General features: G+C 74.9%; 16 protein-coding genes. 3 read left to right on the forward strand and 13 right to left on the reverse strand.

Annotation, left to right across the window (positions count from 1 at the left end):
• Window positions 1-60: 60 nt before the first annotated feature.
• The 9 genes from LPU43_RS28580 to LPU43_RS20995 form a co-directional block, all read right to left on the reverse strand.
• Window positions 61-1,455 carry an FAD-dependent oxidoreductase gene (locus LPU43_RS28580; protein ID WP_255686425.1) on the reverse strand — a complete coding sequence of 465 codons (1,395 nt, stop codon included), beginning with the start codon at window positions 1,453-1,455 and terminating at the stop codon, window positions 61-63.
• On the reverse strand, window positions 1,452-1,706 hold the full coding sequence (locus LPU43_RS20960) for a (2Fe-2S)-binding protein (protein ID WP_229402199.1): 255 nt from the start codon (window positions 1,704-1,706) through the stop codon (window positions 1,452-1,454). The genes LPU43_RS28580 and LPU43_RS20960 overlap by 4 nt, the downstream gene beginning before the upstream one ends.
• Window positions 1,693-2,835, reverse strand: a complete 1,143-nt coding sequence (locus LPU43_RS20965) for an NAD(P)/FAD-dependent oxidoreductase (protein WP_229402200.1) — start codon at window positions 2,833-2,835, stop codon at window positions 1,693-1,695. The genes LPU43_RS20960 and LPU43_RS20965 overlap by 14 nt, the downstream gene beginning before the upstream one ends.
• Window positions 2,832-4,175: an aminopeptidase P family protein gene (locus tag LPU43_RS20970; protein WP_373321778.1), complete on the reverse strand. Its 1,344-nt coding sequence runs from the start codon at window positions 4,173-4,175 to the stop codon at window positions 2,832-2,834. The genes LPU43_RS20965 and LPU43_RS20970 overlap by 4 nt, the downstream gene beginning before the upstream one ends.
• Before the next feature lie 62 nt (window positions 4,176-4,237).
• On the reverse strand, window positions 4,238-5,653 hold the full coding sequence (locus tag LPU43_RS20975) for an aldehyde dehydrogenase family protein (RefSeq protein ID WP_229402202.1): 1,416 nt from the start codon (window positions 5,651-5,653) through the stop codon (window positions 4,238-4,240).
• Window positions 5,650-6,651, reverse strand: coding sequence for a proline racemase family protein (locus tag LPU43_RS20980; protein WP_229402203.1), 1,002 nt, complete (start codon window positions 6,649-6,651; stop codon window positions 5,650-5,652). Before LPU43_RS20980 ends, LPU43_RS20975 begins: the two co-directional genes overlap by 4 nt.
• A complete protein-coding gene (locus tag LPU43_RS20985; RefSeq protein WP_229402392.1) occupies window positions 6,651-7,535 on the reverse strand; it encodes a dihydrodipicolinate synthase family protein in 885 nt (294 codons plus the stop codon). The genes LPU43_RS20980 and LPU43_RS20985 overlap by 1 nt, the downstream gene beginning before the upstream one ends.
• A 141-nt stretch (window positions 7,536-7,676) precedes the next feature.
• Window positions 7,677-8,378 carry a GntR family transcriptional regulator gene (locus tag LPU43_RS20990; RefSeq protein WP_229402204.1) on the reverse strand — a complete coding sequence of 234 codons (702 nt, stop codon included), beginning with the start codon at window positions 8,376-8,378 and terminating at the stop codon, window positions 7,677-7,679.
• Between the two features lie 213 nt (window positions 8,379-8,591).
• The gene (locus tag LPU43_RS20995; protein WP_229402205.1) at window positions 8,592-9,821 is read right to left on the reverse strand and encodes a trypsin-like serine peptidase; all 1,230 of its coding nucleotides are present in this window, start codon (window positions 9,819-9,821) and stop codon (window positions 8,592-8,594) included.
• Between the two features lie 244 nt (window positions 9,822-10,065).
• On the opposite strand from LPU43_RS20995, the gene LPU43_RS21000 reads away from it, so the two are divergent.
• Window positions 10,066-10,524: a DUF4383 domain-containing protein gene (locus LPU43_RS21000; protein WP_229402206.1), complete on the forward strand. Its 459-nt coding sequence runs from the start codon at window positions 10,066-10,068 to the stop codon at window positions 10,522-10,524.
• Window positions 10,525-10,597: 73 nt separating this feature from the next.
• Here the strand turns inward: LPU43_RS21000 and LPU43_RS21005 are convergent, their stop codons facing one another.
• On the reverse strand, window positions 10,598-11,728 hold the full coding sequence (locus LPU43_RS21005; protein WP_229402207.1) for a carboxylate-amine ligase: 1,131 nt from the start codon (window positions 11,726-11,728) through the stop codon (window positions 10,598-10,600).
• A gap of 346 nt (window positions 11,729-12,074) precedes the next feature.
• On the opposite strand from LPU43_RS21005, the gene LPU43_RS21010 reads away from it, so the two are divergent.
• Window positions 12,075-13,859: an N-acetylglutaminylglutamine amidotransferase gene (locus LPU43_RS21010; RefSeq protein WP_229402208.1), complete on the forward strand. Its 1,785-nt coding sequence runs from the start codon at window positions 12,075-12,077 to the stop codon at window positions 13,857-13,859.
• Window positions 13,860-13,915: 56 nt separating this feature from the next.
• On the opposite strand, the gene LPU43_RS21015 is transcribed toward LPU43_RS21010, so the two are convergent.
• The gene (locus LPU43_RS21015; protein ID WP_229402209.1) at window positions 13,916-15,544 is read right to left on the reverse strand and encodes an isovaleryl-CoA dehydrogenase; all 1,629 of its coding nucleotides are present in this window, start codon (window positions 15,542-15,544) and stop codon (window positions 13,916-13,918) included.
• A 284-nt stretch (window positions 15,545-15,828) separates the two neighbouring features.
• Window positions 15,829-15,999 carry a hypothetical protein gene (locus LPU43_RS21020; RefSeq protein WP_229402210.1) on the reverse strand — a complete coding sequence of 57 codons (171 nt, stop codon included), beginning with the start codon at window positions 15,997-15,999 and terminating at the stop codon, window positions 15,829-15,831.
• A gap of 150 nt (window positions 16,000-16,149) precedes the next feature.
• Between LPU43_RS21020 and LPU43_RS21025 the strand changes: the two genes are divergently transcribed.
• Window positions 16,150-16,863 (forward strand): hypothetical protein, encoded by a 714-nt coding sequence (locus LPU43_RS21025; RefSeq protein ID WP_229402211.1) that lies wholly within the window; start codon window positions 16,150-16,152, stop codon window positions 16,861-16,863.
• 48 nt (window positions 16,864-16,911) lie between these two features.
• Here the strand turns inward: LPU43_RS21025 and LPU43_RS21030 are convergent, their stop codons facing one another.
• A complete protein-coding gene (locus LPU43_RS21030) occupies window positions 16,912-19,629 on the reverse strand; it encodes a PQQ-dependent sugar dehydrogenase (RefSeq protein WP_229402212.1) in 2,718 nt (905 codons plus the stop codon).
• Window positions 19,630-19,761: the final 132 nt, after the last annotated feature.

The following is a 19,761-nucleotide window of genomic DNA, read 5'->3' on the forward strand; positions in this document are numbered from 1 at the left end:
CCGGGGCCGAGCACTGACCCGGCGAGGAGGCGCGGTGACGCCCGGCGCGGCGGCGACGGGTCAGTCGGCGCCCTCCTCGGCCGCCAGCTCGGCCAGCGTGACCGGTTGCGCGAGCGGGCGGCCGAGGTATCCCGCCAGATCCGTCGCGCCGACCGGACGGCCCGCCTCCCGCGCGGTCAGGCAGGCCGTGGCGTAACCGCACACCCGCCCCTGGCACCATCCCATGCCTGCCCGGGTCAGCAGCTTCACCCCCCGGGCGTCGTGCGCCCACAGCTCCCGCGTCGCCCGCCGTATCGCCCCGGCCGGCACCTCCTCGCACCGGCAGATGAGCGTGTCGTCGGTGCAGCGGTCCGGCCACGACGGCGGCACGGGATGCACCGCGTGCAGCGCTGCGGCGAACCGGCGCAACCGGCGGCGGTCGCGCCGCAGCCGGTCGCGCTGGCGGGCGGACCAGGGCGCCGGAAGACCCAGGGAGACAGCGGCGGCGCCGGCGGCGAGCTCCCCCTCGACCAGGGCGAGCACCGCCCCGCCCACTCCGGTGACCTCACCGGCGGCGTACACCCCCGGCACCGACGTCGCCTGGTCCGCGTCGACGGCCAGCACCAGGTTGCCGTCGGCGTACGGTCGGGTGGCGCAGCCCAGCGCGACGGCCAGCTCCAACTGGGGGACGAAGCCGAAGCCGACGGCGAGGCCGTCGCAGGCCACCTCCGTGGCGCTGCCCGGCACGACCGCCCCGTTCGCGTCGAGCGCGGCCACGGTGACTCCGGTCAACCCGTCGTCGCCGTGCGCGGCCAGCACCGTCGTCCGCCGGTGGTAGGGCACCCGGTGCCGCAGCAGCCGCCACGCGTACCGCCCCGCCTCGGTGAGCTTGCCGGCCGCGCCGAGGACGTGCCGGGCGTGGCGGGCGTACCGGAGCGGGTCGTTGGCCTCGTACACCCCGACCACACTGCCGCCGGCGGCGGCCAGGCCGGTCGCGACCGGCAGCAGGAACGGGCCGGTGCCCGCCACCACGACGCGGCGCGCGAACCGTACCCCCTGGCCCTTGAGCAGGGCCTGCGCCGCGCCGGCGGTGACCACGCCGGGCAGGTCCCAGCCCGGGAAGGGCACCACCCGGTCGTAGGCGCCGGTGGCGACGACGAGCCGGCGCCCCACGAGCACCCCCGACCCGGTGTGCAGGGCGAACCGTGGGCCGTCGGCGTCGGGCCGCGCCTCGACGAACCGCACGGCCGCGTCGGTGCGCCGCTCGACCCGCCCCAGGCGGTCGCGCAGCGCCGCGAACGTCGACCAGTCCGGGTGCTCCCGGCCGTCCGCGCCGGACCGGTGCCGCCAGTACTGTCCGCCCGGTCGCGGCTCGGCGTCCAGCACCATTACCCGGCAGCCGGCGTCGGCGGCGGTGACCGCGGCGGTCAGGCCGGCTGGCCCGGCACCGACCACCACCACGTCGTACGCGCTCATGCCTCCACCTGCCGCTCGTCGTGCGGCTCCACCACGTCCCCGTCGCGCGCGACGACCAGGCACGCGCGCCGGGACGGCACCCCGTTGACCCGGACCAGGCAGTCGAAGCACACGCCGATCCCGCAGAACACCCCTCGGGGCCGGTCGCCGAGGCGGGTGCGCCGCCACGAGCGGACGCCCGCGGCGAGGAGGGCGGCGGCGATGGTCCGCTGCCCGTCGGTGGGGATCGGTCGGCCGTCAAAGGTGAACATCGAGGCGCTCCGGTGCGAAGGGTCGTAGGTCCACCCTCGGGGGACGTCCGATCAGCAGCGCGGCGACGGCGTGCCCGGTCGCCGGGGCGAGACCGATGCCCGCCCCCTCGTGACCGGCCGCGTGGTGCAGGCCCGGCACCCGCGGGTCCGCGCCGATGACCGGCAGGTGGTCGGGGCTGTACGGCCGGAATCCCCGGTAGGCGCGGATCGCCGACACGGAGGCCAGGACCGGGAACAGCCGGACGGCGCCGGCCGCGAGCCCGCGCAGCGCCCGCAGCGGGAAGGCCGGGTCGAATCCGACCCGCTCCCGGGTGGAGCCGATCAGCACCGTGCCCGCCCGGGTGCCCTCGACCACCGGGGACACCCGCAGGTCGGCGGAGCCGCGCCCGACGTTGGCGACGTAGTCGGCGGCGTACACCTTGTGCCGGATGAGGGCGGGCAGCGGTTCGGTGACCAGCACGAAGCCGCGCCGGGGCAGGATCGGCAGCGGGGCGTCGGCCAGCGAGGCGACCTCCCCGGCCCAGACGCCGGCGGCGTTGACCACCAGCCGGGTCGGCAACAGCCCCCGGTCGGTCTGCACGCCCCGGATGCCGGCGGCGTCCCTGGGCAGGCCGACGACCCGGGTGCCGGTCAGCACCGCCACCCGGGCCGCGCGGAGCAGGTGGGCGGCGGCGAGCATCGGATGCACCTGCATGTCCTGCGGATAGTGCACGCCGCCGGCGAGGTCGGACGCCAGGTGCGGCTCGTAGTCGGGCAGGTCGTGGGCGGCCACCTCGCACGCCTGGACCCCGGCGGTCCGTTGGCCGGCGGCGAACGCCCGCAGCGCGTCGTGCTCGGCCGGCGTGGCGGCCACCGCCAGGCCGCCTTTGCGCTCCAGCTCGATGGCAGCGCCCCCCACGGCGTCCCCGAGTTCCCGCCACAGCTCGGCGGAGTGCCGGGCCAGCGCCAACTCCGGCCCCGGTGGCTTGTCGGACACCAGGATGTTGCCCTCGCCGGCGCCGGTGGTGCCGGCGGCGACGCCGCCCCGGTCGACGACCGTTACCCGCAGGCCGGCGCGGGCCGCGTAGTACGCGCAGGCGACGCCGGTCATCCCGGCGCCGATGACCACGACGTCCGCGCCGGCGGTCACGACGCCACCCGGTGCATCCACGATTCGACGTCGTCGGCCCGGCGGGGCAGGCCGTCGGAGAGGACCCGGTACCCGTCGTCGGTGATGACGACGTCCTCCTCGATGCGCATGCCCAGCCCCCGCAGTTCGGCCGGGATCAGCTCGTCGTCGGCCTGGAAGTACAGGCCGGGCTCGACGGTGAGCACGTTGCCGGCCTCGAGGCGTCCCTCCAGGTAGGCGCCGGACGGCGCGGCGGCGCAGTCGTGCACGTCCAGGCCGAGCATGTGGCCCGAGCCGCACAGGGTCCACCGGCGATACAGGCCGGAGTCCTTCGCCAGTGCCTGCTCCGGTGAGCAGGGCAGCACCCCCAGATCGGCCAGGCCGTGGGCGAGTACGATCATCGCCGCCCGGTGGAACGCCCGGAACTCGATGCCCGGCGTCAGGCAACTCAGGGCGGCGTCGTTGGCCCGCCGGCACAGCTCGTACAGGTCACGTTGCAGGGGAGTGAACCGGCCGGAGATCGGCAGGACCCGGGTAACGTCCGCGGTGTACAGCGAGCGGGTCTCCGCGCCGGCGTCGAACAGCAGCAGGTCACCGTCGCGGACCGGACCGTCGTTGTCGATCCAGTGCAGGGTCGCCGCGTGGGCCCCGGCCGCCACGATCGAGTGGTAGCCGACGTCGTTGCCCTCCAGGCGGGCCCGCTGCCAGAAGACACCCTCCAGGCAACGCTCCGAGGTGCGCCTGGCCGTCGGCAGCGCCCGCACCACGTCCTCGAAGCCGCGGGTGGTGATGGCCACCGCCTGCTCGATCTGCGCGATCTCCCAGGCGTCCTTGACCAGCCGCAGCTCGGCCAGGACCGCGTCGAGCTCCGCGTCCCCCGGCCCCGCCACGTCCGCCAGCAGCGCGTCGACGCGCGGGTCGACCCTGCGCAGCACGCGGGTGGGGGTGCCCGCCCCCGCCGAGGCCAGCTCGGCGACGTGCCGGGTCGGCAGTGCCAGTCGCGCCCGGCTCTCGGCCAGGGTGGGGCGCCGACCGGCCCACAACTCGCCGTACACCCGGTCGCGGAAGAACTCACCGCTGCGGCGGTCGGAGCGGGGACGCAGGAACAGGGTGGCGTCGCCGTCGGGCTCGATCACCAGCACACCGTCGGAGGACTGGTCGCCGGTGAGCCAGGTGTAGGCCGAGTGCGGCCGGAAGCGGTAGCTCTGGTCGTTGGACCGCCGCTGGTACCCGCCGGAGGGGACGACGAGCCGTTCACCGGCGAACCGGGCGTGCAGCCGGCCCCGGCGGGCGGCGGCCCAGGCCGCGACGTCGTCGGCGGCCAGGCCGCGCTGTTCGCTGTCCGCCCAACCGGAGCGCATGAACTGCGCCAGGGCGGGACTGACCGGCAGGTCGTGGCTGCCGGTGTGCGGTTCGGCGCGGGTCACGCGGCCTCCTCGACGGGGCGGGCGGGGGGCGGGGGAGCGGCGAGGGTGACGGTGCGTACCGAGGTGTAGAAGTCGAGCGCGGCGCTGCCCTGTTCGCGTGGGCCGTGGCTGGAGGCCTTCTCGCCGCCGAACGGCGCGTGGAAGTCCACGCCGGTCGTCGGCGCGTTGACGCGGATCAGGCCGGTGTCGACGCCGCGCGCCGCCTCCAGCAACATGCCGACGTCGCGGCCGTGCACCGAGGTCACCAGCCCGTACCGCACGTCATTGGCCAACGCGACGGCGGCGGCCGGGTCGGGCGCGCTGAAGACGGTGGCCAACGGCCCGAACGTCTCCTCGCGGGCCACCGGGTGGGCCGGGTCGACCTGGTCGAGCAGCACCGGCGCGACGTAGAACGCGCCGTCGCGGGGCCGGCCCGAGGTGAGCAGCCGTCCGCCGGCGGCGCGGGCGGCGTCGACGGCGTCGACGACCCGGCTGCGGGCCGCCGCGCTGATCACCGGGCCGACCTCGACGCCGGCCCGCGCCGGATCGCCCACCGGCAGCGCCGCCACGGCGGCCACGAGCGCCTCGGTGAACGGCGCGGCATCGCCCACCACGATGATCCGCCTGGTTGCCGTGCACTTCTGACCGGCGTACCCCATCGCGGCGCGGGCCAGCATCGCGGCGGTCGTGGCCGGGTCGGCGTCGGGCAGCACCACGGCGGCGTTCTGCCCGCCCATCTCCGCCTGGACGGGCAGCCCGGCGCGGGCGGCGGCGACGACCACCTCCGCCCCGACGGCGGCCGACCCGGTGAACGACACCACGTCGGCTGCCGCGATCACGGCTCGGCCGGTGGCCGCACCGCCCGGTACGACGCGCAGCAGCCCATCGGGCAGCAGCCCGTCGAACAGCCGCCCCACCACCTCAGCGCAGGCGAGCGCCTCGGGGGACGGCTTGAGCAGCACCGCGTTGCCGGCGGCGAGGGCCGGGGCGGCCTTCCACAACGGGATCGCCAGCGGGAAGTTCCAGGGCGTGACGAGCCCCGCGACGCCGCGCGGTCGCCGTTCGGTGAACAGCAGGCCCGGCTGGTCCGCCGGCAGCGAGGGGGCGAGCAGCTCGCCGGTGGCGGCGAAGCAGGACTGCGCGTAGTAGTCGAGGATTGCTGCGGCTCGCCCGACCTCGGCGCGGGCCTCGGTCACCGGCTTGCCCACCTCCCGGACGACGAGGTCGGCGACGGAGTCGGCGCGGGCGCGCAGCCGGTCGGCCGCGCCGCGCAGGGCCGAGGCGTGCTCGGCAGCTCCCGCGCGGCGCCATTCGCCCTGCGCCGCGCGGGCCGAGGCAGCCAGTCTCCGCACCTCGTCGGGGGCGACCGGGGCGTGTTCGGCCACGATGTCGTCGGGGTTCTGGGGGGAACGGCTACGGATGGGTTCGGTCACAGCAGGAATCCCGCCGGGAAGGGGTCGTCGGGGTCGAGGAAGAACTGCGCGGTGCCGGTGAGCCAGGCCCGGCCGGTGACGGTCGGCACGACGGCGGGGCGGCCGGCGGTGGTGGACGAGGCGATCAGCCGACCGGTGAACCGGGTGCCGAGCAGGGACTCGTTGACGAAGTCCTGGTGCAGGGGGAGCAGGCCACGGGCGTGGAGCTGCGCCATCCGCGCGGAGGTGCCGGTGCCGCAGGGGGAGCGGTCGAACCAGCCGGGGTGAATCACCATCGCGTGGCGGGACAGGCGGGCGGTCGACCCCTCCGCCGCCAGGTAGACGTGGTGGCAGCCGGAGATCTCCGGTCGGTCCGGGTGGGTCGGGCGGGCCGTGTCGTTGATCGCCGCCATGATGGCCAGGCCGGCGTCCAGCAGCCGCTGCCTGTCGGCCCGGTCGAGGCGCAGGCCCAGCTCGGCAAGCTCGACGATGGCGTAGAAGTTGCCGCCGTAGGCGAGGTCGTAGCGGACGGTGCCGTAGCCGGGCACGTCGACGCGGGCGTCCAGACCCAGCACGAAGGAGGGCACGTTCTGCAGCGTGACCCCGGTGGCGCGGCCGTCGGTGACTGCGACCGACGCCGTGACCAGCCCGGCCGGGGTGTCCAGCCGAATGGTGGTCACGGGCTCGGTGACCGGCACCATGCCGGTCTCGACGAGCACGGTGGCCACACCGATGGTGCCGTGCCCGCACATCGGCAGACAGCCGGACACCTCGATGTAGACCACCCCGATGTCGGCGTCCGGTCGCGACGGCGGCTGTAGGATCGCCCCGGACATCGCCGCGTGACCCCGGGGCTCGTACATCAGGAAGGTCCGTAGGTCGTCGAGGTGTGCCATGACGTGCTCGCGGCGCTGGGCCATGGTGGCGCCGGGAATCACGGGGACGCCACCGGTGACCACCCGGGTGGGCATCCCCTCGGTGTGCGAGTCGACGACCTGGATGACGCGGGTGCCGCGCATCAGTGGTGGCCCGCCGCGATCAGCTTCCCGGTGACCGTGCGGATGCCCTCGGCGTCCGCCGGTGACAGCGGCTGTCGTGGTGGGCGGCTGGGCCCGCCGACCCGGCCGGCGGCGTCCATGGACAGCTTGATCGCCTGGACGAACTCGGTGCGGGAGTCCCAGCGCAGCAGCGGGTGCAGGGCCCGGTAGAGCGGTAGCGCGGTGGACAGGTCTCCGGCGACCGCCGCCTCGTGGAGGCGGACACAGCTTGCCGGCAGGGCGTTCTGGAAGCCGCCGATCCAGCCGACCGCGCCGGCGAGCAGCAGTTCGAGGGCCACGTCGTCGGCGCCGGCCAGGACGTCGAGGCCGGGGGCGAGCTCCCTGATCTGGTAGGCCCGGCGGACGTCGCCGCTGAACTCCTTGACCGCGACGATCAGGCCCTCGTCGTGCAGGCGACGCAGGAGCGCCGGCGTGAGGTCGACGCGGGTGTCGAACGGGTTGTTGTAGGCGACGATCGGCAGACCGGCCCTGGCCGCCTCGCGGTAGTGGGCCAGCACCGCCGTGTCGTCGGCCCGGTAGGCGGTGGGCGGCAGGAGCATGACGGCGGGGCAGCCCGCCTCGCCGGCCTGCTCCACCCATCGTCGGGTCTCGTCGGCGCCGTAGGCGGAGACCCCGGGAACGACGGCGAAGCCGGGCGGGGCGGCTTGCGCCGCCGTGCGTACCACGGCGGCCCGTTCCTCCGGGCTGAGCACCTGGTATTCGCCGAGGGAGCCGTTGGGGACGACCCCGTGGCAGCCGTTGGCGGCCAGCCACCGGACGTGTGCGGCATAGGCGTCGTGGTCGATGCTCCGGTCGGCGGGGCGCAGCGGTAGGGCGGTCGCCACCAGGACGCCCCGCCAGGGCACAATCTCCAATGCGGCCTCCAGTAATATGTTACACAGCACAGTATCAGCGCCGGCCGTGACGTCAAGAGATGTCGATGGAGAAGATTCCCGGCGGGTGGCGGAAGCGCCGCCAGCCCGGTCACGCCCGCCGGGTGGCCCGCGTCAGGACTCGGGCCGCGCGGCCCAGATGCCCCGCACGTGCCGCAGGTGACGCCGCATCAGGTCGACCACGGCCCCCCGGTCGCCGGCCGCCAGCAGCCGCACCAGCTCGACGTGCTCGTCGGCCGACGCCACCAACCGACCGGCCCGGACCAGGCCGTCCAGCCCGTACAGACGGGTTCGGCTGCGCAGGTCGGCCACGATGTCGACCAGCCGCCGGTTTCCGCCCGTGCCCAACAGGGTCAGGTGGAAGTCGTTGTCCGCCTCGACGTACGCCACCAGGTCCCCCCGGCTCGCCGCCGCGACGATCGCGTCCGCCAGCTCGCCGAGCTCGGTCAACTGCTCGGTCGAGAGCAGACCCACCCGCTCAACCACCACCGGGATCTCCAGCAGCTCCCGGACCTGCGTGATCTCGTCGAGCTCCCGCTCCGACAGCGACCGCACCCGGAACCCCTTGTTCTTGACGATCGTGACCAGGCCCTCCTTGGCGAGGTCGAGGATCGCCTCTCGCACGGGGGTCGGCGAGACCCCGAACTGGCTCGCCACGACCGGAGCCGAGTAGAGCGCGTCGGGTCTGATCCGACCGGCCACGATCGCCGCGCGGAGCGCCTGCGCCGCCTCCTCCCGGAGGCTCTGCCGGCTCTGCAGGGCCGTCAGCGCGGGCCCCGGCCCGTCGGCGTCCCCCGCGCCCACCTTGGCTGCCACCACCACTCCACCCCCGGCTCGCCGGCCGGCGCCCTCACGCCGACCCCGCAGCCTACCCAGTGCCGGCCGCCGGCAGTCGTCGGCGCGACGGCCGGCCGCGTGGGCGCACCGCGAGCTCGGCGTGCGCGCCGGCCACCACCAACCGATCGGTGCCACGCCGAGGGGCCGCCGGGGCGCGTCGCACCCCGGCGGCCCGCCGTCGTACGGCCCTCGTCAGCCGTTGTTGTCGATCAGGGTGGCGATCTCGTTGTAGATCAGGTGGGCCTTCGCGCCCTGGTTCGACGGGCAGCCGCCGAGGTGGTGCAGGGCGACCACCCGGTGGCTGGCGTTGAGCACCGGCGAGCCCGAGTTGCCGCCGGAGGTGTCACAGCTGTAGCTGATGTTCCAGGTGTTGAAGTTCGCGTTCCGCACGGAGCACGTCGGGCCGTTCTGGGTGTCCTCGAAGATCGACAGTCGCTTCGGGCTGCCGTCGCCGTGCCCCGGGATGTAGATCCGCGTGCCGGTGGTGGTGGCGGCCGTGGCCAGGTACAGCGTGCCGAAGCCCTGGATGTTGGCGAAGTTGTTCACCGAGTACAGGGCGTAGTCCAGCTCACCGGAGCCGCCGCTGCTCACCTTGTAGAGGGTCGCGCCGCTGACCTTGGTGCCGGCCCCGGGGTTCGCGCCGCCGCAGGTCCCGCACTCGTAGTTGAACTGCATCTCGCTGCCGGTGACGGCGGCCTGCGTCGAGAAGCAGTGCTTGTTGGTCAGCATCCGGTTGGTGTTGCCGACCCGCCAGGTGGTGCACAGTCCGCCGCCGCTGATCAGCAGCCGCGCCACCGCCTGCCCCCGGGCGTACTCGGTCGGGTGGCTGGTCTTGTAGCAGACCACGTCCCGACGGGCGTCGGTGCTGCAGACGGACTGGGCGGAGAAGTTGTACTGGGCGATCTCCGCGCGGTCGTAGCCGCGCCAGAACCGGTCGATGGTCGCCGCATTGCCCCGGGCGGGGCGGCTGCTGTGCAGGGTCACCACGGCGGTGTCGCCCTCCACGGACATCGCCCAGAAGCCCGGCTGCCCGTCGGTGGTGTAGTCGGAGCCGGTCGCCCGGTTCAGGTGGCGGTCGTACCGGTAGCTCTCCCGGCCGTCGGGGCTGGAGACCGTCACGTAGTCGCCCTCGGCCAGGCGCAGGGAGCTGAAGTGCACCTTCACGTACGACGCGCCGGGGTGCCGGATGACCTGGGTCCCGCCGTCGCGGGCGGAGGAGACCGCGCCGTCGACGGTGCGCAGCTCGCCGACCGTGGTGACGCCCTCGGCCGAGAACTGCTGGGTCTCGGGTGCCCGCTCGGACTGTGGCGCGACAGGTCGGGCCGAGTACGCCTCGGCGGGCGCCGACAGCACACTCAGCCCGAGTACGCAGGCGCCGAGCGCGACCGCCGCCGTCCGCAGGCGGCGCAGGGGTTGTCTCATCGTCGCTCCTCCCAGATACCAGCACCCAGGCGTGCTTTCCGCCTTCATACACGAACCCGACTCATACATGCAAGAATATCGATGTATTGCAGACGTGTGTCGGCCGGCTCCGGCGAGGTCGACGAGGTGGTGCCCTCGCCGACCGCCTGGCCCGCCGCCGATCGCACCATCGTGTCGTCGCCGTCCGGTTTGCGGCCGGGCGGTTGGGGCATACCAGCGGCCGTTCGTTCGATGGAGGTAGACGATGGTCACCAGATCCGGTCCGGGCACTGCCAACACCGGCAGGCATCCCGTACGCACCGCCGCGCAGGTGGTCGGCGTGGTCTTCCTGCTGGTGGGGATCCTCGGCTTCATTCCGGGCATCACCACCGACTACGGCACGATGAAGTTCGCCGGCCACGAGTCCGAGGCGAAGCTGCTCGGCCTGTTCCAGGTGTCGATCCTGCACAACCTGGTGCACCTGGCGTTCGGCGTCGCCGGGCTGGCCCTGGCCCGCACGATCTCCGGCGCCCGCGCCTACCTGATCGGCGGCGGCGCCATCTACCTGGTGCTGTGGCTCTACGGGCTGGTGATCGACCACAACAGCGGGGCGAACTTCGTACCGCTCAACGGGGCCGACAACTGGCTGCACCTGTTCCTCGGCGTGGGCATGATCGCCCTCGGGGTGGCGCTGACCCGCCGCCCGGCGACCGCCGCCCGCTGACCCGGCCCGCCCGGCCCGCCGCCGCGGGATCGGCATCGGTGCGACGCGCCGGCGGCGCGACCGGGGCGGCCGGTCAGCCGGCGGTGGTCTGCTCCGCGAGGTGGTCGAGCACCGCCCGGACGTCGCCGCCGGTGCGGGCGAGGACCCGGCGTTGGCGGGCCGCCCCGGTGCCCTCCTCCCGCAGCCGGCCGAGCTGCCCCAGGACGTACCCCAGGTCGTCGTGGCGGACCAGGGCGGGCGTGACGGCCGCCAACAGGTCGTCGACCAGTTCCCACGCCGGGCGGTGGCCGCCCGAGCGCAGGTCGACCAACTCGCCGCACAGGCCCTCGTGCGCGGCCCGCCAGTGCGCGGCGGCGACCAGGCAGCCGCGCAGCCGCGGGGCGGGCTCCCCGGCGCGCACGCGGGCGACGGCGGTGGCCACGAGCGCCCGGACGAGCGCGGCGACCAGCACGGTGTCGTCGACGGTCGGGCAGGCGTCGCCGACCCGGACCTCCACCGTGGGGTAGGCGGCGGACGGGCGGGCGTACCAGTAGACCATCGTCGGGTCGAGCATGACGCCCGCCGCGACGAGCTGCGCGACCGTGGCGTCGTAGTCGGCGGCGGAGTCGAAGTGCGGCGTCGGCCCGGCGCTGGGCCAGCGGTCGAACTGCATCGAGCGCCAACTGGCGTGGCCGGTGTCGCAGCCGTCGTGCAGCGGCGAGTTGGCGGTCAGCGCCTGCACCACGGGCAGCCAGGGGCGCAGGTGGTTGCAGACCCGCACGGCGAGTTCCCGGTCCGGCACACCGACGTGGACGTGGCAGCCGCAGACGGCCGGGTCGTGCGCCACGGGCCCGAAGCGGCGCGACATGGCGTGGTACCGGGGGTCGTCCGGCACCGACCGGCGCCGTTCGCACACGGGCGTGGCGCCCACCGACACCAGCCGGGCCCCGGCCTCGCGGGCCGCCCGGCATGCCGTGCGGCGCGCCGTCAGCAGGTGCCCCCGCAGCTCGGCCAGGTCGGTGCAGACCGGGGTGACCATCTCGACCATGCTGTGCCGGAACTCCTTGCGGCTGTGCTGCCGGTCGGCGGGTAGCAGCGCGGCGAGGACCCGTTCGGCGACCGGCATGCTCTCGCCGGTCCGGGGGTCCAGGAGCAGGAACTCCTCCTCCACCCCGACGGTGAACGGGGCCGCCGGCGCGGCGGGGCGCGCGATCGGTGACGTCATCGAGGTCCGTTCCTGCTGGTGGCCAACCGGGCGTCCGCCCCGTCGCGCGGCCCCGTGCCCTGCGCGGAGCCGGCCACGGCCGGCCTCCCGACGCCGCCGGGCCGTCGCCCGACCGCACCCCCACCGTACGGCCGACGGCCCGCCTGCCGTGGCGCTTCCGGGGACACCCCTCCGGTGTGGGTTCTCCCGATCCCGGCCCGGCCGCCGGACGACGCTTGTACGGTCGGGGCGGGCTCGGCGAGTCGGCGGGGGGCCGGGGAAGCATGAACCATCGAGACGGCGCAGGCCGGGCGCGACCCGCCGGCCCTGACACCCGCCCGCCGCCGCGCCGGGAACCCCGCCGCTGATGTGCGGCATCGGTGGGGAGGCCCGGTTCGACGGGTCGCCGCCCGACGCCGACGCGGTCGCGCGGATGACCGAGGCGATGCGGTCGCGCGGCCCGGACGGCGAGGGGCTGTTCAGCGACGGCTGGGTGATCCTCGGCCATCGCCGGCTGACCGTCATCGACCTGTCCGACGCGGCGGCGCAGCCCATGGTCCGGGAGGACCTCGGGCTGGCCCTGGTCTTCAACGGCTGCGTCTACAACTACCCGCAGCTTCGCGAGGAGTTGACCGCCGCCGGGCACACGTTCCGCTCCACCGGCGACACCGAAATCGTCCTGGTGGCGTACGCGCAGTGGGGCGAGCGGTTCGTCGACCACCTGGTCGGGATGTTCGCCGTCGTGCTGGTGGACCGGCGGCGGCGACGCCTGGTGCTGGCCCGGGACCGGCTCGGCGTCAAGCCGCTCTACCTGGCCGAGTCGCCGGGCCGGCTGCGCTTCGCCTCCACGCTGCCGGCGCTGCTGCGCGCCGGCGACGTGGACACCGGCGTCGACCCGGTGGCGCTGCACCACTACCTCTCCTGGCACTCCATCGTGCCGGCGCCCCGGACGATCCTGCGCGGGGTGCGCAAGCTGCCGCCGGCCACGGTGCGGGTGGTGGAGGCCGACGGGCGCAGCCGGGAGCACGTCTACTGGCGGCCCGCCTACGACCGCGACCCCGCGCACGCCGGGCGGGACGCCCGGGACTGGCGGGACGCCGTCGGCGACGCGCTGCGCACCGCCGTGCGCCGTCGGCTGGTCGCCGACGTGCCGGTCGGGGTGCTGCTCTCCGGCGGCCTGGACTCCAGCCTGATCGTGGCGCTGCTCGCCGAGGCCGGGCAGCGGCACCTGCGCACGTTCAGCATCGGCTTCCACGGCCGCGACGGCGAGGCCGGGGACGAGTTCCACTACTCCGACCTGGTCGCCCGGGACTTCGGCACCCACCACCGGCGCATCCGGCTCGACAACGCCGACCTGGTCGACGCGGTGCGCCGGGCGGTCACCGCGATGACCGAGCCGATGGGCAGCCACGACGTCGTCGCCTTCCACCTCCTCTCCGAGCAGGTGGCCCGGCACGTGAAGGTGGCGCAGTCGGGGCAGGGCGCCGACGAGGTCTTCGCCGGCTACGGCTACCACCAGCGCCTCGTGGACGTCCCCCGGGACGGGGCCGCGGCGGCGTTCACCGCCGCCTTCTTCGACCGCGACCACGCGGAGCTGAACCGGGTGGTCGACCCGGCGTACGCCCTGGACGCCGACGTCAGCCGGGAGCTGCTCGCCGCCGACCTGGCCGCGCCCGGCGCGCGGACCGCGCTGGACGCGGTGCTGCGCCTCGACACCCACCTGATGCTCCCCGACGACCCGGTCAAGCGGGTGGACAGCATGAGCATGGCCTGGGGGCTGGAGGTGCGGACCCCGTTCCTGGACCAGGACCTGGTCGCGCTGGCCGCGGCGTGCCCGCCGGAGCACAAGGCCGCCCAGGGCGGCAAGGGCGTGCTCAAGGAGGTCGCCCGGGAGGTGCTCCCCGCCGAGGTGATCGACCGGCCGAAGGGCTACTTCCCGGTCCCGGCGCTGCGCAACGTCGACGGACCGGTGCGCGGCCTGGTCACCGAGGCGCTCGCCGCGCCCGCCGCCCGGCGGCGCGGGCTGTTCCGCCGGGCGTACGTCGACGAGCTGCTCGCCGAGCCGGAGCGCGCCCGGGCGGCTGCGGGGAGCAACAAGCTGTGGCAGCTCGGCCTGCTGGAGTTGTGGTTGCAGTCGCACGGGATCGACTGACCACGGCCGGCGCAGTTGCTGGCGCAGCAGCGGGAGGGTCTCGTACCGCGAACCGCTCAGGCCGTCCTGGCGGTGGCCCGGTCGATGATCGCCGCGAAGTCGACACCGGACGGCAGGGTGCCGTACGCCTGGCCGTGGTCGCCGCCGAGCCGGGTGGCGCAGAAGGCGTCGGCGACGGCCGGGTGGCCGTGCCGCACCAGCAGCGCGCCCTGCAGGACGAGGGCGAGCCGCTCGACGACCCGGCGGGCCCGCACCTCCAGGTCGTCGGGGCGGGCCAGCTCGTCGCGCACCTGCTTCGCCGCCGCGTCGAGCCGGGCGTCCCCGCCGGCGGCCGCGGCCACCTCGGCGGAGAACGCGTCGAGGGTGGCCGGCTCCCGGGTCAGCGCGCGGAGCACGTCCAGGGCGGCGACGTTGCCGGAGCCCTCCCAGATGGAGTTCAGCGGGGACTCGCGGAACAGGCGCGGCATCCCGGACTCCTCGACGTAGCCGTTGCCGCCCAGGCACTCCAGCGCCTCGGCGGCGTGGCCCGGCCACCGCTTGCAGACCCAGTACTTGCCGATGGCGAGGGCGATACGCCGGAAGGCGCCCTCGCCGGCGTCGCCCCGGGCGGCCCGGTCGGTGGCCCCGGCGAGGCGCAGCATGAGGGTGGTCGCGGCCTCCGACTCGATGGCCAGGTCGGCGAGCACGTTGCGCATCAGCGGCTGCTGCACCAGGTGCGCCCCGAAGGCCCGCCGGTGGGTGGCGTGGTGGACGGCGGCGAGCACGCCCTGACGCATCCCGGCCGCCGCGCCGATCACGCAGTCGAGGCGGGTCAGGTTGACCATGTCGAGGATGGTGCGCACACCACGCCCCTCGTCGCCGACGCGCCAGGCCACCGCGTGCTCGTACTCGATCTCGGCGGAGGCGTTGGACCGGTTGCCGAGCTTGTCCTTCAGGCGCATGAGCCGCAGGGCGTTGCGGGTGCCGTCGGGCAGGACGCGGGGGACGAGGAAGCAGGTGAGCCCGCCCGGGGCCTGGGCGAGGGTGAGGAACAGGTCGCACATGGGCGCGGAGGTGAACCACTTGTGCCCGACCAGCCGGTAGCTGCCGTCCGGCTCGGGGTGCGCGGCGGTGGTGTTGGCCCGCACGTCCGACCCGCCCTGCTTCTCGGTCATCGACATGCCGGCCAGCAGCCCGCGCTTGGTCTGCGGCGCGCGCAGCCCGGCGTCGTAGCTCGTCGCGGTGAGCAGGGGCTCGTAGCGCGCCGCCAGCTCGGGCGCGTGGCGCAGCGCGGGGACCGCCGCGTAGGTCATCGAGATCGGGCAGCCGTGGCCGGCGTCGGCCCGCCAGGTGTAGAACCTGGCGGCGCGGGCGACGTGCGCCCCGGGCCGGTCGTCGGCCCACGGGGCGGCGTGCAGGCCGTGCTCCACGGCGGTGCGCATCAGCTCGTGCCAGGCCGGGTGGAACTCCACCTCGTCGATGCGGTGGCCGTAGCGGTCGTGGGTGCGCAGCACCGGCGGGTGCTCGTTGGCCAGCCGCCCCAGCTCGGCCGCCTCCTGCGTGCCGGCGAGCCGGCCCAGCTCGCGCAGGGCGGGGGCCGACCAGCCCGCCCCCTCGCGGTCGAGCCCGGCGAGCAGCGCGGCGTCGTCCGCCGCGTCGTACCCGGCCAGCGGGGGGACCTGGTTGACGACCTCGTGTGTGGTCACGGCGGGACTCCCAGCGCGCGGTGAGGGGGCGACGAGCCCGGGACGGGTGCCGTGCCCCGGCGGCTACCGGGGATCGAACCAGCATCCGCCTCGCCGCCGCAAGGCGGGATGCGGACGCGACCGGGGCCGGATCCTTGCCGTACTGATGCACACCTGTCTGACCGTGGGGAACACCGGGGCCTGGCGACTCCTCAACGGGGCCACCGGCGCCGTCCTCGAGACCTACCGGTAGCGGCGCGGCCCGCCGTCCGCCACCGGTCCTCCGGTACGGGCGGCGGGCCCGCTCACTGCTCGTCGTCGACGACGTCGGTCCGGTCGTCGTGCGTGAACGTCGCCGGCAGGTGCTCGTCCGGCTGGGGCGCCTCCGCCAGCGTGTGGTGCGGGTCCCCGTCGGGCGAGAACAGCACCTGGTCGGTCTTTCGGGTCTTCTCCCGGTCCTCCTCCGGCTCCGTCACGTGCCTCTCCCGCCTGTCGTTCCTGGTCCCCACGTTACGGGCCGGACGCGGCGGCGAGTTTCGTTTCCGTCCCCGCCGACGCGATCGGGTGCGCGCCGGGACTGGGTTAGCATTGCGGCGTCCTGAGGCGGCCTGCGGAGACGAGGCGACATGCGGTGGCTCCAGCGTGTGCTGGGTAGGGGGCACGTCGAGCTCGATCCGAGCCGACAGGAGGCCCTGCTGCGGGAGGTGCGGCACCGGTTCGGCGCCGGTGCGCAGGTCCGGTTCCCCGAGCAGGTCGAGGCGGTCACCCGGCTCCTGGGCGGCGACGACGGCCTGCTCGTGGCCGCCGGGATAGTGCGGGAGGCCGCCGAGCAGGCGCACGCGGAGCTGCTCGCCCAGGCGTACGACCTGCACCAGCGCACCGGTTACCGAGTCGTGGTGGACCGCCGCAACTACCGGCCGCTGTGGCAGGAGGCGGGGCCCCACCTGCGGTGGCCGCTGTTCGCGCTGCCGGGCGGCCTGCACCCGTACGCGCAGGTGGCCGCAGCCGTCACGGTCCTCGGCACGCGGGCGGACCGGGTCGTGGCGACGAGCGACCCGCTGCCGCTGCTGGCCCACCTGTTCGAGCTGCTCGACCTCACCGTGGCCGGGTGGGAGTACGGCCGGGTCCGGGTGGACACCGACGCCGCCACCCTGGCCGCCCGGCTGATCACGACCTGCCGGCAGATCCGCGAGGCCGTGGGGGACCCGCCCCCGCTGCCGCCCCCGGTGCGCGAGCTGATGCGGCGCAACCACACCCTCGACGTGCACGACCCGGCCGGCCCCTACCTCGTCGGCGGGTTCAACCCGGGCGCGGAGATGCGGGCGGGCCTGCTGGTCTGAGCCGCCCGGCCGCGCCCGCCGGGCGGGCACGACCGGGCGGAGACGGGCTCAGCCGGTCGGGGCGACGCCCACGTTCAGCTCGGCGACCGACGTCCAGTTCTTTCCGTTGACCTCACCGAGGGCGCGCAGCCGGACGTACCGGGCGGTGGTGGGCGGGATCGTCACCGTCTGCTCGGCGGCCGAGTTGGGGAACGTCCCGCTCGCCACCGGGCTGCCCCAGGTCGCGCCGTCGCTGGACAGGTACACCTCGTACCCGGTGATCCGGCCGTCGGCGCTGTCCTGCCGGGGCAGGTAGTACAGCCGGTTCACCCGGTGCGAGGCGTTCAGGTCGAGGTCGATCCAGTGCGGGTGGGGCAGGCTGGACAGCCGGTACCGGCTGTGCCAGAAGGTGGCGGGGTCGCCGTCGAGCACGTTCGTCGCCCGGCCGTTGGTCAGCACCGTCTCCTGGCTGTCCACGTCGGCCACGTCGAGCTGCGACTGCGGCAGCCGGGTGCTGGCGGTGCGCTCGGCGTACCGGGCGGTGTAGGTGGCCGGGGTGGCCGGCGCGGTGATCGAGTGCGACTGCCCGCCCCCGTCGGACCAGGACGAGAAGTCGTAGGTGCGCCCCCCGACGGTCTGCGGGGTCACCGCGCTGACCGTGTTCGTGGAGCCCTGGATGACCCTGCGGGTGAACGGCGTGGCCTGGGCCGTGGAACCGAAGACCAACTCCAGGCCGGACGGGGTGGTGTCGAAGGTCAGGTCGACGGTCTTCGGCTCCAGCCGCACGCTGGTCGAGTGGCTCAGGCTCCCGCTGTCGGTGGCGGTCAGCACCAGCTCCAGGTACGACGGGTACTCGTGGTCCGGGCCGGCGATCGTGCCGCCTGCGACCCCGTCCCAGTCCCGCAGCGGGTGGGCGTGGCAGTTGCCCGGCGCGGAGCAGTGGTGCAGCAGCATCCGCCAGCGCAGCGCGGACGCCGGCAGGGTGCCCTGTTCCGGGTCGGTGGCGCGCCCGCCGAAGCTGATGGGGGTGTTCACCGCCCAGGTGAAGCTCGACCCCGGGGTGTCGATGACGGCGGTCGGCGCCCGGTTGCCGGACTGGATCGCCACGGTCGCGGTGCCGCTCGCCCCGAGGGTGTCGACGACCCGCAGCCGCGCCGTGTACGGCCCGCCCGCCGGGTAGGTGTGCGAGACGGTGGCGGCGGTGGAGTCGACCACGCCGTCGTTGGTGAAGTCCCACTCGTAGCGCAGCAGGCCCGCGTCGGCCGGGTCCGGGTCCGACGACCCGGTGGCGCTGAAGTTCACGGTCAGCGGCGCCGGCCCGGAGGTGGGGGAGGCGGTGATCGACGCTACGGGCGGCTGGTTGCCGGGGAAGTACCGGACCCGGCGCAGCGCCCCGCCGCCGATGTCGACGTAGTACAGGTCCCCGCCCGGGCCGACGGCCAGGTCGACCGGGTTGGACGCGGCGGCGGCGAAGGTCTGCCGGTTGCCCGCCACCGGCTGACCCCCGGGCGCGGCGGGCAGCATGGCCCAGATGCAGTCCCGGGAGTAGTCGGAGAAGAACAGCGCCCCCTGGTACGCCGCCGGGTAGCTGCCGCCGGAGGCGGGGTAGAAGGCCAGGCCGCCGACGGACGAGCCGCCGGTCGGGCAGGACTCGCCGGGCACCACCGAGGCGGCGTGGTCGTAGGCGTAGAAGGGGGCCGTCTGCCCGGGGCCGGCGTAGAGGTTCTCGCAGATGTCGAGGTTCGCGCCGTCGTACCCGCTCTGCCGGCCGTTGCCCTCGTAGCAGGGCCAGCCGAAGTTCGCGACCCCGGCGGTCGGGTCGGCGATCCGGTTCAGCTCCTCCCACTTCGTCCAGCCGACGTCGCCGACCCACACCTCGTTGGTGCCCGGGCGGATGGTCATCCGGTACGGGTTGCGCAGCCCGTGGGCCACGATCCGCCGCGCGTTGGCGTCGGCGCTGCCCGCCAGGGGGTTGCCCGGCGCGGCCTGGCCGGTGGCCGGATCGAGCCGCAGCACCGCGCCGTCGAGGCTGGTCGGGTCGGCGGTGGTGCGCAGGTCCTGGGCGCGCAGCGCGCCGCCCTCGGCCGTGGGCGGGGTCATCGCCCCACCGGGCGGGTCGGCGCACGGGTTGGGCGGGGTGCCGCGCTGGCCGTAGTCGACGACGTCGTAGCTGGCGCCGTCGCCGCCGGAGACGTAGAGCATCCCGTCGGCGCCGAACCGGAGGTCGCCGACCGAGTGGCTGGCGAACTGCTGGCACCAGTCCTGGAGCAACACCTGCTCGCCGCCGGTCATCACGTTCCCGGCGGCGGTGAGCCGGGACAGCCGGCCCGTGACGACGCACTGCCCGGAGTTGCTGCCGCCCACGGCGGCGCAGTTGTCGTTCCAGTAGGGCGCGGTCCGCCCGGGCGGGGCGTCGTAGGAGTAGAGCACGTAGACGTACGGCTGGGTCGGGAACTGCGGGTGCAGGGCGAGGCCGAGCAGCCCCCGGTCGTGCTGGTTGTGCACGTTCGCGGAGAGGTCCGCGAAGAGGGTCGGGGTGGTGTCGGCGAGGTTGTCGAACACCTTGATCCGGCCGCCCTTCTCGGCCACGAACACCCGCCCGTCCCTGGCGAACTCGACGTTCGTCGGAAGGTCGAGGCCGGTGAGGACGACCTGCTCCTGGAAGCCGGTCGGCAGCGTCACCGCGCTCGCCGGCGTGGCCGTGGCGACCGGCGTGGCCAGCGCCGCGACCAGGGCGGCGACCAGGCCGATCCGGGCCAGCCGGGGCCGTGGAGTCCTTCGTGGCATACTTCCGTCCCCCTCTGGTGCGGCCGACAGTCCACAGTGGTTGGTGACGCTAGGGGCGCGGTCGGGGCGGGGACACCCGGGGCCGCCGGGAATGAGCATGTCGTGACTACGGTCCTACCGCCCGTGATCGGC

It is taken from the genome of Micromonospora okii (assembly GCF_020884795.1).
GTDB lineage: Bacteria > Actinomycetota > Actinomycetes > Mycobacteriales > Micromonosporaceae > Micromonospora > Micromonospora okii.

Bases quoted from the DNA above. Each gene is read 5' to 3' on its own strand.
- LPU43_RS21005 (WP_229402207.1), bottom strand. From the start codon at position 11,728: ATGACGTCACCGATCGCGCGCCCCGCCGCGCCGGCGGCCCCGTTCACC.
- LPU43_RS28580 (WP_255686425.1), bottom strand. From the start codon at position 1,455: ATGAGCGCGTACGACGTGGTGGTGGTCGGTGCCGGGCCAGCCGGCCTG.
- LPU43_RS21030 (WP_229402212.1), bottom strand. From the start codon at position 19,629: ATGCCACGAAGGACTCCACGGCCCCGGCTGGCCCGGATCGGCCTGGTC.
- LPU43_RS21010 (WP_229402208.1), top strand. From the start codon at position 12,075: ATGTGCGGCATCGGTGGGGAGGCCCGGTTCGACGGGTCGCCGCCCGAC.
- LPU43_RS20960 (WP_229402199.1), bottom strand. From the start codon at position 1,706: ATGTTCACCTTTGACGGCCGACCGATCCCCACCGACGGGCAGCGGACC.
- LPU43_RS21000 (WP_229402206.1), top strand. From the start codon at position 10,066: ATGGTCACCAGATCCGGTCCGGGCACTGCCAACACCGGCAGGCATCCC.
- LPU43_RS20970 (WP_373321778.1), bottom strand. From the start codon at position 4,175: ATGCGCTCCGGTTGGGCGGACAGCGAACAGCGCGGCCTGGCCGCCGAC.
- LPU43_RS20980 (WP_229402203.1), bottom strand. From the start codon at position 6,651: ATGCGCGGCACCCGCGTCATCCAGGTCGTCGACTCGCACACCGAGGGG.
- LPU43_RS21025 (WP_229402211.1), top strand. From the start codon at position 16,150: ATGCGGTGGCTCCAGCGTGTGCTGGGTAGGGGGCACGTCGAGCTCGAT.
- LPU43_RS20995 (WP_229402205.1), bottom strand. From the start codon at position 9,821: ATGAGACAACCCCTGCGCCGCCTGCGGACGGCGGCGGTCGCGCTCGGC.